Raw genomic sequence first — 18,360 nt, forward strand, 5'->3', positions numbered from 1 at the left:
GCTATTTATTAATTTTCCAGTCGATACCTAATGGATTGTTACGTATTTCGATAACCAATGGCAGGTCATCGTTAAGAGATATCCACATCTCTGTGCGATCGATGTCGGCACGAACGTGGATGGAGTTTGCGTCTTGATCCATCTTTCGCCAGGTGATACCATCGTAGATAAAGGTTCCTTTCTCCTGCAAATGGCGCAGAGCCTGGCGAGAGATGAAGGCAAAGGTGCCGTTAGCTTCATAGACGGTGCCATCTGAAGGGATATCCCAGCAGAAGCTATTGCCGCTTTCTACAACAGAGCGTGGCGTTTTATACACAGCCTCTTTACACCTTACTAATAATGTGTCGCCTTGCCAAGCATAGGTTAATGGCCAAGTGCGGAACTGCTTATTTAAGGTGAAGCTGATGGCTAGTTCACCGCCCATCTTTTTCTCCTCCACCCCTGGCCTATCTTGCGTCCCTTCGGTAGCAAGCGCCCCTTCGGGTCGAGCGGTCTCCCAAGAGGAGGGGAGTTCCTTCTTCGATACGTAGAACACTAATTCTCCGCCTTGCATCAAGTCGGCGTGCTCAAGGCGGGCATCAGCCAGAAGCTTGCCATTCAGGGTTACTTTCTCAAAGTGCGTGCCTTTGCCCTTCACTGTTCCATGCAGCGAATTGCCATTAGCAAGTTGCATGGTCCACTCTGGAATCAATGGGGCGTGCAGCAGATAGTAGCTCTGGCCTGCATTGGGATATAGCCCCATCATGTGGAAGGCCAACCACGAACTCATAGCACCGCTATCGTCATTTCCAGGCAGTCCATCAGGCTTATCGTTATAATTCTCGCTGATAATCTTCCTGACTCTATCTGAAGTCAGGTCAGGGCGACCTATCCAATGATACAGACAAGGTGTGAGGAACGATGGCTCGTTGCCCACGTTGTAGCGCTTGCGATCGAAGAACATATCCAGTCGTTTGCGGAAAGTCTCTGCTCCACCACAAGCCTCTATCAATCCTGGCACATCGTGAGGAATACTCAGCGAATACTCGGCTGATAGTGCCTCGTAGAAGAAGGTGCTCCACCAAGGCAGATACCAAGGGGCAACCTTAGTGATTGGGGTATAAGGGATGAGCGGATGATAGACCTTTGACTTGCCCCAGGGCACAGAGTCGAGCCAATGGCCCTGAGCATCCTTAGGCATGATGTAGCCTTTCACATCGTCCCACTCATAGTCGGCACGCCACAGATTCTTCCAGTTCTGCGATTGTTTCAGGTAGCGCTCATAGATATCCATGCGGCCTAAGCCTTTGGCAACCAATGCAATACAATAGTCATTGTAGGCATATTCGATAGTGCGGGTTCCTGCACGGTCTATGCCGTAAGGCAGATAGCCATACTCCAGATACTCTTTCAGTCCGCCTCGTCCGTGCTTCTCGTGGTCAGCTCCTGGATCTACCTCTGCATCCTTCAGCATGGCCTCGAGGGCGAGATCATAATCTATTTTTACTCCACACTTCTCACTCCACACTCCTCGCCCAAGTCCTTTTACGAAAGCATCGGCAATCACCACTTCAGCATTCGAGCCGCCTTGGGTTCTTCCGTTGCAATCCCCACTACGGGCATCGGGCATGTAACCCTCTCGTTTATAGATGTTTAGTAGCGAGTTGACTATCTCAGCCTCGCGCTTTGGATCAATCAGCGTGATGAGGGGTGAACTGGAACGATAGGTATCCCAGATGGCATAGTAATCGTCGTAGTAAGGGCGTTCTGTCCATTTAGGGTTCTCACCAGTTTTATCCACAGGCATAATCATAGTGTGATAAAGGGCTGTGTAGAACATGCGCTTTTCAGCCTCAGTACCTTTTATCTGTATGCGACTCAACAATGTTTCCCAACTATCTCTGAGTTGTGCCAACTGGGTGTCGAAGTCGCAAGCAGGGATATTGCGTTTGGCTTGTTGCTCACTCACATACGATATGCCCACCTTTATATTCAATAAGGTGTCAGCAAACAACAAGGACTCCCCGCCCTTATGAGGGGAGGGGTTAGGGGTGGGGTGGAACGCTTTATCGCTTATCAAGTAGAAGTAAACCGTATAAGCATCGCCATTGTTCCATCCGCCACGAACTCGTGAATAGCCTCTAATCTCGTGATTATTAACCACTTCTACTTCGCCTCCAATAAACTGCTGTTGCTCGCGGAGGTCAGGAACAGGGTTTTTGCCTAAGTAGTGAGTGGCATCGATAAAGAGTGCTTTTGAGGTAGTACTCGAGGAGTGTGGATTGAGAAGTGTGGAGTGAGGATAGTGAATGCGGTAGAAAGCGCATCGCTCAGATGTCGTTATCTCAGTCTTAATGCCGCTTTCGTAAGTTGTAGAATAATATCCTAAAGCAAACTCCTCATTGAGTCGAGTTTGTGTAATCTCACTCCTCATTCTTCGACAAGCGAAGCGGCAGAGCCGAGCGCCACTCTCCTCACTCCACAAAAACGGTTGGATGAGTATATTACCATACTTCTGTCCGCCACCAGTTCCGCTTACATGGGTCTGCGAGAAGCCTGTTACCACCTCAGGCATCTTAGCCCAACCAGCATTTGGCTTGACTGTGCAGTCAGGGCCAGGTTTACACATGCCAAAAGGCATCGATGGGCCAGGGAATGTTCTACCCACACCTTCGCTACCAATACGCGGATCAACATACTGCCACACTTGCGCCAAGCTCGCCATCGAACAAAGCAGCAAACATACGGTTATAACAATTGTTTTTAGTTTCATGTTGCAAAGATACGAATAAATTAAGAATTAAGAATTAAGAATTAAGAAAAAATTCGTAACTTTGCACCCAAAGTTATAATTTAGATGAAAGATAGTATATTGATTTTGAGCGGTGGACTCGATTCAACCACCTTATTATACGATTACCAGGAACGCATAGCACTCGCCATTTCGTTTGATTACGGCAGCAATCACAATGCCAAAGAGATACCCTTTGCCCGTATGCATTGCGAGCGCTTAGGTATCAAGCACCTGGTTATTCCCCTTGAGTTTATGGGCCAGTACTTCCGTAGTTCGCTGCTTTCTGGCGATGATGCTATACCAGAAGGTCACTATGCCGACGAGAATATGAAGTCGACAGTAGTACCTTTCCGCAACGGCATCATGCTGGCAGTTGCCACAGGAATGGCCGAGTCAAACAATCTGCAATATGTGATGATGGCCAACCACGGAGGCGATCACACCATCTATCCTGACTGTCGCCCTGAGTTTGTTGAGGCTTTCGACCATGCAGCCCATGCAGGAACCTATAATGGCGTTCGTCTGCTCTCGCCCTACTGCAACATGACTAAAGGCGATATTGCTGCACGAGGCAAGGAACTAGGCATCAACTATGCCGAGACATGGTCGTGCTATCGTGGTGGCGACAAGCATTGCGGCAAGTGCGGCACCTGTGTAGAACGCAAGGAAGCCCTTGCTGCAGCAGGCATCGATGACCCAACAGAATACGAATTTTAAACAAATAATGTGTTTTCTTTTCGTTAAATCAAATTTTATTGCTAAATTTGCAGCGTGAATATGAAGGAGAAGGTACTCGTACTATTGGTGGTACTTGTTAATAGTCTATCCATAGTGGCACAGAAGGCAAGTGAAAAATTTGTCTTCACCCCCCAATGGACTGCCCATGCTCAATTCGCTGGCTACTATGTAGCTATGGAAAAGGGCTTTTACAAGCAGGCTGGGCTTGATGTGGAGATAGTTCATCCATCAGTATCGCAGACAGCGATGAATCGTCTGCAGAACCGTGAAAGTCAGGCCACCACGCTGCAGCTTTGTCAGGCTTTGGAAATAGTAGACAAAGGTGTGCCCTTGGTCAATATCCTTCAGACATCCATGAATAACGGCACAGTCATTATTTCCCGTCGCGATAAGGATCCGCTCAAGCAGATTGGTGCTCGTGTGGGCATGTGGTATGCTGGCTTCAGTCAGGTGGCCATCTGTATGAGTCGCAAAGAGCATCTTAACTACCAGTGGGTTCGTTTCACTTCGAATATGGACCTTTTCCTCAAAGGCGCTATCGATGGTACGCTGGCTATGAGTTACAACGAGTATTACCAGTTGCTGCAGATGGGCTTTACATTCACAGAGAATAACGTGTATCGTTTCAGCGATCATGGTTACAATATTCAGGAAGATGGCGTTTACATGCGTCGCGACTATTACGAAACCCATAAGGCTCAGGCCCATAAGTTTGCCCAAGCCAGTAGGAAAGGCTGGGAGTGGGCTGCCAATCATCCTGAAGAGACCATCGACATCGTGATGAAATATGTACGTGCGAATCATATCGCCACCAATCGTACCTTGCAGAAGCTGATGCTGAAAGAAGTGCTGCGATTGCAGATAGACAAGAAAACGAATAAGCGAGAGTTCCGCTTGCGTCCAGACATGGTGAAGTTTGCCAGTCAGATGATGAAAGAGAATCAGATGCTGAATCAAGAAGTAACCTATAAGCAATTAATAGCGGATTAGGCATATGAAAAATCCAATAACTTACATCCGCCAATCGCTATCCCGCCGACTAAGCCTTATGGTTGTGCTTATTGCCACCATCATCTTTGTGGCAGCACTTGGCTTTTTGTTCATCGAATCGCGTAAAGCCGTTCGACAGGAAGCAATGGATCGAGCTTCTGAGGTTCTAGATAATACCGTACTGCGTGTAAACAGTCTGCTTGATCGCGTGGTGATTGCAACCGATAACTTTGAGTGGCTTCCAGTGCGTCATTTGGAAACACCCGATTCTCTGCTCACCTATACAAGGCGTATCATTGAGTGTAATCCTGACCTGAATGGCTGTTCTATCTCTTTCGAGCCCAATTTCTTTAAAGATAAAGGCCGTTATTTCTCCGCATACAGTTATAACAACTTAGAAAAAGGGATTATTGAAACCGAACAGGAGGGAAACGAACAATACGAGTACTTCTATATGGACTGGTATCAGTTGGCCAAGCTGCTCGACTATCCGGTTTGGACAGAGCCGTTTGCCGATTACAACCCTGAAGCTGTTTATACTCAGGAGATTATCGCTTCGTATTGTAAGCCTTTGAAGGATAGAGAGGGCAAGTATATGGGTACTATCTCATCCGATATCTCGCTTGAGTGGTTGTCAAAGATGGTATCGTCAGTTAAGCCATACCCCAACTCATATAGCATCATGATAGGTCAGAGTGGTACTTTCTTTGTTCATCCTGACTCTACCAAGCTACTCAACGAAACCATTTTCACCCCAACACTCGAGCATCCTGATACTGCGCTTACTGCACTTGGTCACGCCATGCAGCGAGGCGAGACGGGCATGCGCCAGCTTAAGTTCGAGGGTCATGATAGTTACGTATTCTATAAACCGCTTGGCTCTACTGGTTGGAGTGTGGCTATCGTATGTCCTGAGAGCGACATCTTTGGAGGCTACAACCGTTTGTATAACATCGTTATCGGCATTGTTGTTGTCGGATTGATTGTCATGCTCTTTGTTTTTGGTCGTATCATCCATCGCGAGTTGTTGCCTCTGCACACTTTAGCGCAACAGGCTGAGACGATAGCCTCGGGAGAGTTCAATCAGACGTTGCATGTCGATAAACGTATCGATGAGATAGGAAAGCTTAACCAGTCGTTCAGCAACATGCAGCACTCGCTGGTTAACTACATCGAAGAACTGAAGCATACCACCGCTATGAAAGCCTCTATCGAGAGTGAGCTGAAGGTGGCCAGCGATATCCAGATGGGTATGATTCCAAGAGTATTCCCGCCATTCCCCGATCGTCAGGATATCGACCTCTATGCCTCGATGACGCCAGCCAAGGAGGTTGGTGGCGACCTCTACGATTACTTTGTACAGGACGAGCGTCTCTACTTCTGTGTGGGCGATGTATCAGGTAAGGGTATCCCCGCTTCTATGTTTATGGCCATCACCTGTAATCTGTTCCGCATGATTGCCCAGCAGAACCGTGCACCTTGGGAGATAGCCACCCAGATGAACACATTCCTGACTCGCGACAACGAGCAGAGCATGTTTGTTACCATGTTTATTGGTTTGATCGATTTGCGCAAGGGCATTCTCGAGTTCTGTAACTGTGGTCATAATGCGCCTATCCTTGATGGTAAGTTCCTCGAAACAAAGGATACCAATCAGCCTTTGGGACTCTGGGAGTGTAAGGCCTTTAAGGGCGAGGTGATTGAGGATATTCGCGATAAGCAGTTGTTGATATATACCGATGGTTTGAACGAGGCCGAGAACATGCAGCAAGAGCGTCTTGGCGACGAACGACTGCTGGAACTGATGGCCGATACCGCCCATCTTAACTCTGAACAGATTATCAACAAGCTCAAGGATGCCGTATCACGCCATCGTGCTGGTGCCGAGCCTAATGACGATCTTACCTTGTTGTGCTTATCACTCAAAACGCTATAGTTTTCCTATTATGAGGAAACGGATAAAGTGTGTCTTCCTGTTTTTATTGTTGGTTGGGATGGTGATGCCCGCTTGGGCTGATAAGATTCCTGCTGATGGAAAGACGCTCTGTACCCAGCAGCTACAGCAAGCCATCGATGCTAAATATAAGAAAGGTGGCGGACGATTGGTGCTTGCCAAAGGCACCTACCTTACTGGTGGCCTGATGCTCCGTTCTGGCGTTGAACTTCATCTTGAAGAAGGGGCAACATTGCTTGGCAGCACTAATCCTTATGATTACAAACCCATCGATGTGGCTCAAACCAGCGATACCCGAAACGATAATGCCTCTATGGCGTTGCTGATGGCCGATGGGGCCGAGAACATTAGCATTACGGGTAGTGGAACCATTGATGGCCAGGGCCTTCAGTTGGCCTTGAATATAGACAGCTTGCACCATACTGGCGAGCGCATTGATCCTCATTATAATCAGCGTCGTCAGCGCCCCAGCGAGACGGCCCGCCCCAAGTTGTTCTTCCTGTATGGATGCAAGAATGTGCTGATAGAGGGTGTAAAACTTCGCAGTAGTGCCAACTGGGGGCTATCGCTACATCTCTGCAATCAGGTTAAATTGCAGCGACTTGACATCGAGAACCGGGCCTACTGGAATAACGATGGTATCGACCTGACGGATTGCCAGCATGTGCTGGTGGCCGATTGCAAGATTAATTCTGCCGATGATGGCGTATGCCTGAAGTCGTATCATGTTGATAGCGAGTGTTACGATGTTGAGATAGCCCGTTGCGATATCCGCAGTAGTGCCTCAGCGGTTAAGTTTGGCACCGCCTCGTGGGGAGGCTTCCGCAAGATCTATGTTCACGATATCAAGGTGAAGGATACCTTCCGTTCAGCTATTGCCATCGAGAGTGTTGATGGGGCACAGATTGATGATATTCTGGTTGAGCGCATCTCGGCTGTGAATACGGGTAATCCTATTTTTATGCGACTGGGTCAACGTGCTGGTCATCGCAAGGGTTCGCTGAAGAATGTCACTATCCGCGACCTGACTTGTGTGGTTCCTTTTGGGCGCCCTGATGAGGCTTATGATCTGCGTGGTCCTGAGGTAGATTTCTTTCATAATCCCTTCCCCAGCAGCATCTGTGGCATTCCTGGTAATTGCATAGAGAATGTCACTCTCGAGAATCTCAACATCTGCTATCCAGGCCGGGCCACTAAAGGTATGGCTTATATACCCCTTTGGCGCAAGCACGATGTGCCAGAGCAGATACAGAAATACCCTGAGTTCACCATGTTTGGCGAACTCCCTGCATGGGGCCTCTACCTGCGTCATATCCGCCACATCACCCTCAAGAACGTACAACTATCCCTAAAGGCTGATGACTTCCGTCCAATGATTGTTGAAGAGGATGTGGAGGGGCTAAATTGTATGTGAAAAAGGATTTATTGAATGAATCATGTAAAATAATGCATTAAATATTTGGTTGTTTCATATTAAGTTTGTACCTTTGCGCTATCATTAATATAAACTGATAACCAAATGAAAAAATTACTTATTCTTGCACTAGTAGTGCTTACTCAACCATTATGTGCCCAAACAATCGAGCCAAACCTGAAATGGGGAAAGCCCACAGATCAGGAACTACAGATGACAGAATACCCAGATGATAAGGGTGCTGATGCTGTGGTGTTATTCCATAAAACTGATGCTTACTATGGTTTCTCCAATGGTTCTTTCAAAGTGTATTACGACATCAAGAGCCGTTTAAAGGTGCTTAAAGCGGAAGGAAAGCGTGTGGCCGACAAGAAAATCATTTTCCAGGAAAACGAGACCAATCGAGTTAGAAAGGAAACCGTATCAGGCGTTAAGGCTACTGCCTATAATATGGAAAATGGTAAACTTGTTAAGACCAAAATGGAGCGTTCCATGATAAACGAAGAACGTATTGATAAGAACCAAAAGCAGTTGAAGTTCAGTGTGCCCCAGGTAAAAGTGGGCACCGTCATAGAGTACGAATACCGTATCGAGAGCGACTATTACTCCTATATACGCGACTGGTATGCTCAGAGCGACATCCCCGTGCTTTATACTGGATATGACTTGTCAATCCCAGAGTGGTTAAGTTTTAATATCGAGCAGACTGGTAGTCAGCCAATGGAAAGTAAAACAAGTCAGGCTCCGATGCAGTTGTTTTTTGGTGGACACTCTGAAAATATCCAGTGTAATGTATGGTCTTTCGTAGGTCGTAGGCTTCCGGCATTGAAAGGCGACGATTACCTTTGGTGTGCTGATGATTATGGCAATAAGGTAACGGCAGAATTGGCTGGTATTTATATTCCAGGATCGGTTCATGAAAACTATTCTACTACGTGGGCTGATATCGACAAGCAGTTGATGGAGGATGCTGATTTCGGAGGGTGCCTGAAAAAGAGTAGTCCGTTGAAAGCAGAAATCGTAGCAGCAGGTATTCCCAATATCGCTGATGTGAATGAGCGCTTTGGTGCTGTTTGGCAGTTGCTAAAGAGCAAGGTGCGCTGGAATGGCGATTATGCCTTTTGGGGCAAGTCGGCTTCAAAGATACTGAAAGATGGTACAGGAACTAATGCTGATATCAATTTTCTTTTAATCAGTATGCTTCGCGATGCAGGCATTGAGGCATCGCCAGTAGTGTTGCGTAGTCGTAACAAGGGAACCTTGCCGCTTTCACATTCCAGTCTGAAGTATCTTAATACTTTTGTTGTTGCTATACACATCAATGATTCAACATTGGCTTTCTTTGATAGTTCGGCCGAGGATGGTTATCTGAACGCCATCCCTGCAAACCTACTTGTTAAAAAAGCCCGTCTGCTTAAGAAAGGTTCTGCAGGTGAATGGGTTGATTTGCAGACTCCAGCCCGCAGTCGAGAGATTGTAACCATTCAGGCGCAACTGGATGCCGATGGTATGTTACATGGTAAAAAAGATAGCCGTCTGTATGAAGAGGCTGCAGCAGCACTGCGTCGCACATGGCGCTTGGCCAAGGATAGTGTTGAGCAGATAAATAAGATGCAAGAGCGCGATAATATTCAGATTCTAACCTATCAGACATCAAACCGTCAAAGCTTTTCGCCTATGATGGAAGAGCAGATGACGTTCACAAAACAATGCGATGCTGCTGGTGATATCATTTATTTGAACCCGCTTGTCTTGATTCCTCAGGATGAATCGCCATTCACCGAAGCCGAGCGTAGCTTGCCTATAGAGTTTCCTTATAAGCAATCAGAAACCATCAACGTTGTTATCACACTTCCAGAAGGATATGCTGTTGAGGAAATGCCAAAGCCTACTATCCTGAAGTTTGATGGCATCAGTGTGCGTATTGCTAGCAGTATTAATGATAATATGCTGAGCACACAGTTCAAGTACAGTATCAATAAGATATTCTATACTGCCGACGAATATAAGGATCTCAAGGCTTTCATCGACCATATGGTGGAATGTAATAAGAATATGATTGCAATTAAGAAGTCATAATGAAAAAGGTATTCTTTTTGTTGGCAGCCCTTCTTTTTTGTCATTTTGTCAAGGCGCAGAATGTGATAGTAGAAGAGTCGAAAACCGATATCGTTTGCGATGCTCCTGATCACGCCATACAGAAATTCCGTGAGGTAACTACTATCGTCAACGAGCATGGATCGTCGCAGGCTGGTTTTGTGTGTTCTTGTAGCAAGCGTGATAAGCTTACAAGCTTCAAGGGGCAAGTATCCGATAGCTCTGGACGCATCATCAAGAAGCTGAAAGAGAGTGATCTGGTAAAGACAGAATACTCACCCTATCTTGCTATCGATGACTATAAGATGTATCTTGATTATACTCCTCCTGTATATCCTGTTACCATTACTTATGAGTGGACCATCGAGAGCAAGGATAATCTGATAGAATTCCCTTCATTCTGTCCGCAGAGCGATTATGACATCAGTGTTAAGAAGGCTGTCTACAGTTTGGTAGCTCCAAAAGATATGGCGATTCGTTATGCCCTACAGAATCTGGATAGTGAGGTGCGTGTCAAGGAGGTTAACGACACCACAGAGTCAATGACGCTCGAGGTTAGTGATTTGCCGATGTTGAAAAAAGAATCTTATGCCCGCCCCTTGCGCGAAAGAGTGCCGATGGCCTGGTTTGCACCCACGGACTTTGTGTATTATGGTACTACGGGTAGTCTGCGTAACTGGGTTGACTATGGCAAGTGGGAATACAGCTTGATTCTGGGTAGAGACCAGCTGTCAGATGCCGAACGACAGGAGTTGCATCAGTTGACCGATGGTCTGAAAACCAACCGTGAGAAAGTAGAAGCCATCTACCGCCGCTTGGAGAAGACTACGCGTTATGTCGCCATTCTTTTGGGTATTGGCGGACAGCAGCCAGCGCCAGCCGCCGAGGTTAGCAAAAGCGGATTTGGCGATTGCAAGGGTCTGTCTAATTATATGCGTGCCATGCTTAAGGAGGTTGGCATCCCGTCTAACTACATCACCATCAGCACAAACAATCGTCGTTTGCGTAATGACTTTGCTAGTGTAGGTCAGATGAACCATGTGATTCTCCAGGTGCCTTTGCAGAATGACACCTTGTGGTTAGAGTGCACCAATCCGCAGTTGCCTATGGGTTATGTTCATGAGGATATAGCAGGTCATGATGCTATCGAGATTAACGAAAAAGGTGGCAGATTAGTACGTCTGCCAGTATATCCCGATAGTACCAACCTGATGCATACATCTGTCAGCATCAGCCTGAATGAAAACGGGGCTGTAGACATGAAACTATCACAACAGGCTACGAATCGCCAGTATGAGAGTTTGATACCCTTATTGAAGATGGACGAGAAAGACAGACAGAAGACCATCCAGAGAATCGTTTATGCACCACAGTCAGAAATTAATCAACTTGACATTCAGGAGTCTGGAGCAATTATCACGATAGATGCCGATATTAAGAGCCAGAGATATGCTACTAAGACTGGGCAACGCCTGTTTGTTCCCATCTGTCCTTTGCATCGTGGCTATACAGTACTAACAGCCAATGCCGACCGTACGGAAGACATCTGGCGCGATTTTGGCTATCTCGATGAAGACGACATCACCATCACCATCCCAGAAGGCTTTGAGATAGAAGCTGGTCCAAAGAATGTGTCGCTGATCCAACCCTTTGCCTCGTTCTCCTTCACGATGCAAGTCAAAGGTGATAAGATCCGCATTCATAACCGTCTGTTGATGAAATCTGGCTCATTCCCCAAATCCCAGTTCCCCCAGCTCGCCGATTTCATCCGCACCATCAACAACATCTATAATCAGAAAGTAGTATTAAAAAAGAAAGATTTATGAAAAGATTATTTCTAACGATATCGGTTATGATGATGTGTCTGGCCACTTGGGCGCAGAATGACGAGATAACCAGAGCGCAAGCAGACAAGTTGGATTCTATTACTGTTAAGTTAATGAACCAAGAGCGTTATGAGGATGCCATTAAAGCCAAAGAGCGAGAGCTGACAATACTTAAATCGCTTTATGGCGAGAATGATAGTACCTATATCCGGCAATTAGCTTTCAGCGCAAAATTGTATTATAGGAACAAACAAGTAAAAGAGGCAGCTACAATTGTAGAAAAAGCAGCACAGTTATATGCCGAAAATATTAGTAATAATGACGACCTTTATGCGTTCTATCTTGACAACCTGTCGCTCTATCAGTTGTCTATTGAGGAGTATGCTAAGGCCAAGGAAAACTGCAGAAAGGCATTAACCATTTACGAGCAGTTGGGCAAGAAGGATTACGATCTGGCAATCATCCTGATGCACATGGCAGAAGCATGCCACTATAATGGCGAAACCCAAGATGCACTTAAATTCGAGTTACGTGCGCTTAACACCATCAAGAATGTGTACGGACGACATTCTGATGAGTATATAGGCGAGTTACCTTTCCTGCAGAAATACTATCAGGCTCTTGGTGACGAAAAGAACGCCAAAGAAATCGAAGAAACTATCAGTAAACTTCAGAAAGAGAAAGAAGATGGTATTGTAGACTTACCAGAACCTACAAAATTCAAGAGCGAAGAAATATGCAGAGAGCATAACGCCGATGCTTTTAAATGCATCAAATACTATCTAACCCACAAACTGAGTGCTTCACAGATTAATCAGGCAGCCCAATATATCATCAATTGGACTGATGCCAGCGGTGATGTGAATATCCCTGTTGGAGAGGAAATGGCATCTTTGGTTACCTCTAAGAAGACCCTTCCGTATTTTGTAGCGTATTTGGCAGCTTATAGTTATTATTGTTTGACAGAAAACACTAAGCAACTTGATGAGAAGTTTTTCGCTTATGCCATCAATATATTATTGCAGTTTTACGAGCCCAACAGCGAACTTACCGGCAAGGTTGAATTGCTTGAAAACTATCTGAAGCTACAGAAGAAAGGTAAGTTGGAAAAAGAATTGAGTAAAGTTTTCGCAAAAGCAAAAAAATAAGTGATTATCGATAATATGTACAGATTTCTATTTATAATTATTTTCGCTTTGGCATTTAGTGCCACGGCTGAGGCTCAGGCCGTATCGGCAGAACAGGTTAGTCAGGATTCAACAATCAACATTATTGCCTATTTCTGTAAGAACGATACCTTAGAGTATGTTTATCATGACTATAAGGCAAAGGTGGAAAACAATGACACCACAGTAAAGCATCATATAGTAGACCAGTTCCAGCTGATAGTAAGAGATTCTACTGCTAATGGATACGAGATTGAGGTAAAGCCGCTTAAAACAGAGGTGGTCTTCTTCAACGACTCTCTGATGACGGGTATTTTTCAGGCGCTACAGAATAAGATGGGCGATATGAGTACCATATTAACCACCGACGAATTAGGACAAATACAGCATATTAAGAACTGGAAGGAGATTAAAGACTTTACACGGAGAGTGATTAAGGCATTCTGCGATTCTCTTTATGCCAATCAGCCGCAACTGAATGAGATTATTCCTCGTACAAGATTTGAATCTCAGATAAACATGCAGCTTGCAAACGAGAAAGCATATCTTGAGAATAGCGACGACTTGCAGTTGCTGTTTTTAATGCATGGTAAATGTGTAAACATTGGCAAAACAGATAGTGATGATACTGATGAGAATGGCTATCAACAGCATACCACAATTGTTGCCGGATATGAAAAAACAGACGAGGAGACAGGTTTTGAGGACGATTTCTTTATGGAGGCAATAGTAAAGAAAACCATTCCTAAAGATGATGTGAAGCAATACGCTATTAATGCCATCAATATGACTGTGGCTGATACGTATGCTGGTAAGGTAAACGAGGAGATGGATAAAATAGAATATCAAGATGCCACAGTAACTTCGTATGAGAACTACGAATACTTCTATAATGGTTGGCCATGCGACATGGAGCACAGTACCGTTGTAGATATAATGGGCATTAAAAACATCGAGACACATCGAGCCGTGTGGACCTCTCGCACGTGGGGCAACTATACCAACCCCTCAGATAACGAATCACCTAATATTTAAGAGTAACCACAAAGAACATGATGAAGAAAGGGAAATGAATACAAAACTGAAAACATTGTTGCAGCAACTGCTGCAAAGCCCACGACGCTTTCCTATAGAGTTGGCATTGGGAGTGGTTTTCTTTAAGAGATGGAGCCTTGCTTGTACAACGGGGCTACTGTTTATAGTCATGATTGCCGTAGGATGCAAGGCTTCAAAACCTAAAAGAGTTAGTGCTGAAAAGACTATAGAAAGCAACGATTCTCTGATAATAGGAGATTATGAAGATTTTAACAGGCTGTGCCCTCTTCGTGAAAAGTGGCATTGATATATCCAAGTCGTTTACGCACAACTTTGAAGATTATTATTTAGGACAGATCATCCAAGGCGATTTCGACAACAAGATGCAAAGTGAAATAGACGAATGGTGCAGCAATCAGTCAGATAATAAGATTACCCATTTGCCAGTAGATCATGGCGCAAGTAGCGTCTTGGCTGTCATCAACTGTTTTAATGGAAAATGGGAAAAAGAGTTTAGTGCAAATCAAACAAAAGAAGAACCGTTTTCAGACGGTAGAGTCAAAACCGTTATGATGATGAATGATGAGGATGATGATAGACGTCTTTCTTATGCCCAGCGTTCAGATTATTCACTGTTATTTGAAACTGCCAAAGTTTGAACTGAATTTCAACTGCATAACAAACAAGTGGTTAACATCAATGGGAATACGCAAAGTGTTTAGCCGTGATGCTGATTTTGGTAATGTGAATAGAGAGTTCTATTTAGACCGTATTTCGCAATATGCAAAGGTTAAAGTTGACGAAATTGGAACGGCTGCTGAAGCTTTGACTTCTGCAGTATTGAAAGTCAAGGAGATGGGCGCAGTAGAAGAGAAATCTGTAGTCTATTTTTATGCCGACCATCCCTTTGCCTACATCATAGCCGATCCTTTCGGCAACTACTGCTTCATGGGCACTTCCTGGGGAAAATAAAGAGAGATGGATTATGATTAAGGGCAAAATAGTAAAGAAATCACAATTTATTGTGATTTTGCTTGGTTATTTCAAATCTTTTTTCTATTTTTGCGGCAAAATCACATTATGTTGTGAATTTAGCTGAAAACAATATGGATATAAAAGAGATTGGAGTCATCATTAAGGAACGACGCAAGCATCTAGGCGTTAATCAGCAGACGCTTGCCGATTTGGCTGGCGTAGGTCTCAACACGCTGGTGGCAATCGAACGGGGTGAGGGCAATCCACAACTCAGCACTCTGTTGACTATTCTCGAAACTCTTGGCTTGCAGGTGAATATCAATCTAAAGACACTGGATTATGAGACAATGTAAGGTGCTTGTTCACGATGTTGAGGCCGGCGTTTTGCAGGAGACTGATGATAGCCAGTACATCTTTACATATCACTCCAACTATGCTGGCGCGCCAGTTTGTTTAGCTATGCCTGTACGCTTAGAGCCATATCGCTCTGAACACCTATTCCCATATTTCTTCAACATGCTTTCTGAAGGTGCAAACCGTCAGACGCAATCCATGTTCCTACATATCGACGAGAACGATGACTTTGGTATTCTCTTAGCAACTGCCCAAGATGATACCATAGGAGCAGTAACCATTAAACCAATTGAATAAATGGAATCAATAAATGTATGTCCGTCTACTTTAGCTGAAGGTTTTGATACCTATTCGCCTACTGCCCGCAAACTGTTGTTTGATGGTAAGGAGGTTTCGCATATTCTCCCCTTCGACAGCCCAAACAATGAGAATGCCGATACAGAGGAGTTTGCTCGTCATGTGGGACGAATCTCGCTTTCGGGTGTTCAGCCCAAGGCAAGTCTTGTACTTAGCGACAACGGACAACTAGTGCAACCATCAGAAGGCGAGCGAGGACAGTATATTTTAAAGCCAGCTCCCTCTTCGTATACACTGCTTGAGCGGAAATATTGCCCTGCTAACGAGCATCTTAGCATGCAGATAGCTTCTCAGGTTTATCATATCGAAACCGCTGCCAACGGGCTCTGCTTCTTCCGTGATGGAGAGGCAGCCTATATCACTCGTCGTTTCGATGTGGCCCCTGATGGTGGAAAATACCAGCAGGAGGACCTTGCATCGCTTGGAGGATTGACAAAGGCCAATGGTGGTAGCGACTATAAATACAGCAATCTGAGTTACGAGGAATGTGCCGAAATCATTCGTCGTTACACCAAGGCGGCCCCTGTAGAGATATTGAAATTCTTCCGCGTGGTAGTTTTCAACTATCTTATTTTGAATGACGATGCCCACCTTAAGAATTTCTCATTAATGAATCGTGGCGATGGCGAGTATCATCTTACGCCTGCCTATGACCTTATTAATACGAGTCTGCATCTTTATGAACCTCGCATTTTTGCACTCGACAAGGGATTGTTCCGCGAGGGGATGCAATTTGATGATACTCACACCGTAAGCCGCAAAGACTTTGAGGAGTTTGGTCGACGCATAGATTTGTCGCCAAGGTTAGTTAAGCGCGAGCTGGACTACTTTGCAACTATGCATCCTCTTGCGCAGCAGTTGATAACCCGATCTTTCCTCCCTGAGAAACTTCAGCGCTATTACTGGCAATCGTACAACTATCGAAGGACGACGCTAAAATAAATTTATTATTATCATAGTTTTTTCTATCCCTGGATGCCGATTTCTTTTACGCGTTGTTCGAAGTCGTCGCGGTTGCCAGCGGCTTTGTTTTTGATGCGGGCACGATAGACGTATTCGCAAAGGGCGCGCTTTTTGTTCTTATTCAAATTTTTCTTATTATTGTTTGGTCGTTTCTAAACTATTGATTACTTTTGCAGATGAATAATTAATTGACCAATAAAAAGAGCGGAAGTCTGACGATGAAGAATGGCAAGGTAGACAAATACCTCTTTGCTGGTGGTTATGCCCAGGCATCGGTTGCAAGTGCAACAACCGATAACTTCGCTTTCTATTTCTATAACCAAGATCACCTTGGTAGTATCCGAGAGGTTGTAGATGCAAGTGGAGCAGTTAAGCAGGTAAACAACTACTATCCTTTCGGAGCTCCATACGCTGACACTTCATCTTCTACCAATTCCAACTTCCAGCCATACAAGTACAATGGCAAGGAACTCGATAAAATGCATGGTCTGAATACATTCGACTACGGCGCCAGACAATATGATCCAATATTAGCAAGATGGGACAGAAATGATCCGTTGTGTGAGAAATACTATGACATCAGTCCATATGCATATTGCATGAACAACCCTATAAAATATATTGACAAAAACGGAGATTCAACTAGGGTGTATGTAGAAGTTAATAAATTAGGACATGCATGGTTAAGTGTAGGAGAAGGGGATAATCAGGTAGTATATAGTTATGGTAGATATAATGGTACATATAAGCATAATCCATTATCAAATGGTGATGGTGTGTTGTTAAGGTTGACTGGAGAAAAGGCAAAAGAATATATGGAAAACAAAAAAGCAGAAGGTTTGTCTTCTTTTATCATTGGAGATGTTTCTGACAATGATGTTATGTCGTATGTCGATAATATTTTTTACTCATCAGCCAAACTCCCTGATGAAAAATCTAAAGATTATAATAAGAATACATCAGCTCGCGTAATAGATAAGTATAAGTTGTTATCTAATAATTGTACGACATTTGTCTCTGATGTACTTAATGGAGTTGGCTCAAATGTCTTAAATGAAATTAAAACTTTACCTACAAGTTCTTTTGGAACTTTTTCGAATTATGAGACTAAAGGACGTTTTGTGAATCCTCGTTCATTACTTAAGCATTTAAATACTAAATCTCTTAAATCAAATAGTTATGTATATAAAAGATAAAACTTTTAAAATAGTAAATAGAGGCTATATCGTGCTTAATATATTATTATGGATTATAATATTATATATGATAATAGATAATATTGTAAGTCTCAAATATGAGATTGAGAAGGAAGTAATAAATCTTCATATAAATCAAGCATCAGACTATATTAAGCAAACAATACAAGTTTTATGTCTATTTTTAGTATATATTACATTTAATATATTATATTTAGGCGTTATGGGACGTTTTCGGTTAAAAAATAGAATATGAAGAATTCATCGCAGTCACGGGGTCGGTTCTTTTGATCATTTTCTCGTTATTTCTTTTGCGGATTACAAATAAGTTTGTATCTTTGTAATCGAATTAATAAACCATCGGTAATAATGGCAAAACAGATTAGAAAGAAAAGCGGGACTGGTCTCCGTCAGTTATCTAGACTTGCGGGAGTTTCGTTTGGTGTTATACAAAAGTTGTGATTCAATAAAGATGATCAGAAGAACCGACCCTGTGATTGCTGGAGTTTGGCGCGAATATTT

General features: G+C 44.2%; 17 protein-coding genes. 15 read left to right on the forward strand and 2 right to left on the reverse strand.

Annotated elements, in window-relative coordinates; all coding sequences use genetic code 11:
- Position 1: 1 nt before the first annotated feature.
- Positions 2-2,752: a GH92 family glycosyl hydrolase gene (locus BUB86_RS07930; protein ID WP_073208027.1), complete on the reverse strand. Its 2,751-nt coding sequence runs from the start codon at positions 2,750-2,752 to the stop codon at positions 2-4.
- 84 nt (positions 2,753-2,836) lie between these two features.
- Between BUB86_RS07930 and queC the strand changes: the two genes are divergently transcribed.
- The 14 genes from queC to BUB86_RS08000 all read left to right on the forward strand — a co-directional run bounded on the left by queC (position 2,837) and on the right by BUB86_RS08000 (position 16,621).
- A complete protein-coding gene (gene queC / locus BUB86_RS07935) occupies positions 2,837-3,490 on the forward strand; it encodes a 7-cyano-7-deazaguanine synthase QueC (RefSeq protein WP_073208030.1) in 654 nt (217 codons plus the stop codon).
- Positions 3,491-3,550: 60 nt separating this feature from the next.
- Positions 3,551-4,501 (forward strand): ABC transporter substrate-binding protein, encoded by a 951-nt coding sequence (locus BUB86_RS07940; protein WP_073208034.1) that lies wholly within the window; start codon positions 3,551-3,553, stop codon positions 4,499-4,501.
- 4 nt (positions 4,502-4,505) lie between these two features.
- Positions 4,506-6,437 (forward strand): SpoIIE family protein phosphatase, encoded by a 1,932-nt coding sequence (locus BUB86_RS07945; RefSeq protein WP_073208038.1) that lies wholly within the window; start codon positions 4,506-4,508, stop codon positions 6,435-6,437.
- A 10-nt stretch (positions 6,438-6,447) separates the two neighbouring features.
- Entirely contained in the window at positions 6,448-7,869 is a 1,422-nt protein-coding gene (locus BUB86_RS07950) for a glycoside hydrolase family 28 protein (RefSeq protein WP_073208042.1), read from the forward strand.
- A 105-nt stretch (positions 7,870-7,974) separates the two neighbouring features.
- Positions 7,975-9,948 (forward strand): DUF3857 domain-containing protein, encoded by a 1,974-nt coding sequence (locus BUB86_RS07955; protein ID WP_073208045.1) that lies wholly within the window; start codon positions 7,975-7,977, stop codon positions 9,946-9,948.
- A complete protein-coding gene (locus BUB86_RS07960; RefSeq protein WP_073208049.1) occupies positions 9,948-11,792 on the forward strand; it encodes a transglutaminase domain-containing protein in 1,845 nt (614 codons plus the stop codon). Before BUB86_RS07955 ends, BUB86_RS07960 begins: the two co-directional genes overlap by 1 nt.
- Complete coding sequence (locus BUB86_RS07965) at positions 11,789-12,940, forward strand: tetratricopeptide repeat protein (RefSeq protein ID WP_139261518.1); 1,152 nt, start codon at positions 11,789-11,791, stop codon at positions 12,938-12,940. Before BUB86_RS07960 ends, BUB86_RS07965 begins: the two co-directional genes overlap by 4 nt.
- A gap of 15 nt (positions 12,941-12,955) precedes the next feature.
- Entirely contained in the window at positions 12,956-13,993 is a 1,038-nt protein-coding gene (locus BUB86_RS07970) for a hypothetical protein (RefSeq protein ID WP_139261519.1), read from the forward strand.
- A 34-nt stretch (positions 13,994-14,027) separates the two neighbouring features.
- Positions 14,028-14,300 (forward strand): hypothetical protein, encoded by a 273-nt coding sequence (locus tag BUB86_RS17195; RefSeq protein WP_073208059.1) that lies wholly within the window; start codon positions 14,028-14,030, stop codon positions 14,298-14,300.
- A complete protein-coding gene (locus BUB86_RS07980) occupies positions 14,254-14,652 on the forward strand; it encodes a serpin family protein (protein WP_081373156.1) in 399 nt (132 codons plus the stop codon). The genes BUB86_RS17195 and BUB86_RS07980 overlap by 47 nt, the downstream gene beginning before the upstream one ends.
- Positions 14,603-14,965: a serpin family protein gene (locus BUB86_RS07985; RefSeq protein ID WP_254795126.1), complete on the forward strand. Its 363-nt coding sequence runs from the start codon at positions 14,603-14,605 to the stop codon at positions 14,963-14,965. Before BUB86_RS07980 ends, BUB86_RS07985 begins: the two co-directional genes overlap by 50 nt.
- A 140-nt stretch (positions 14,966-15,105) precedes the next feature.
- Positions 15,106-15,321, forward strand: a complete 216-nt coding sequence (locus BUB86_RS07990) for a helix-turn-helix transcriptional regulator (protein ID WP_081373159.1) — start codon at positions 15,106-15,108, stop codon at positions 15,319-15,321.
- A complete protein-coding gene (locus BUB86_RS07995; protein WP_073208068.1) occupies positions 15,308-15,619 on the forward strand; it encodes a HipA N-terminal domain-containing protein in 312 nt (103 codons plus the stop codon). Before BUB86_RS07990 ends, BUB86_RS07995 begins: the two co-directional genes overlap by 14 nt.
- Positions 15,620-16,621 (forward strand): type II toxin-antitoxin system HipA family toxin, encoded by a 1,002-nt coding sequence (locus BUB86_RS08000; RefSeq protein ID WP_073208071.1) that lies wholly within the window; start codon positions 15,620-15,622, stop codon positions 16,619-16,621.
- A 23-nt stretch (positions 16,622-16,644) separates the two neighbouring features.
- Here BUB86_RS08000 and BUB86_RS18125 read toward each other — a convergent pair whose 3' ends face one another.
- On the reverse strand, positions 16,645-16,767 hold the full coding sequence (locus BUB86_RS18125; RefSeq protein WP_262503383.1) for a hypothetical protein: 123 nt from the start codon (positions 16,765-16,767) through the stop codon (positions 16,645-16,647).
- A 93-nt stretch (positions 16,768-16,860) separates the two neighbouring features.
- Here BUB86_RS18125 and BUB86_RS08005 point away from each other — a divergent pair, with 93 nt between their 5' ends.
- Complete coding sequence (locus tag BUB86_RS08005; RefSeq protein WP_081373160.1) at positions 16,861-17,838, forward strand: RHS repeat domain-containing protein; 978 nt, start codon at positions 16,861-16,863, stop codon at positions 17,836-17,838.
- The last annotated feature ends 522 nt before the right edge of the window (positions 17,839-18,360 follow it).

The sequence above is a fragment of the Xylanibacter ruminicola genome (genome assembly GCF_900142525.1).
In the GTDB taxonomy this organism is placed as follows: domain Bacteria; phylum Bacteroidota; class Bacteroidia; order Bacteroidales; family Bacteroidaceae; genus Prevotella; species Prevotella ruminicola_A.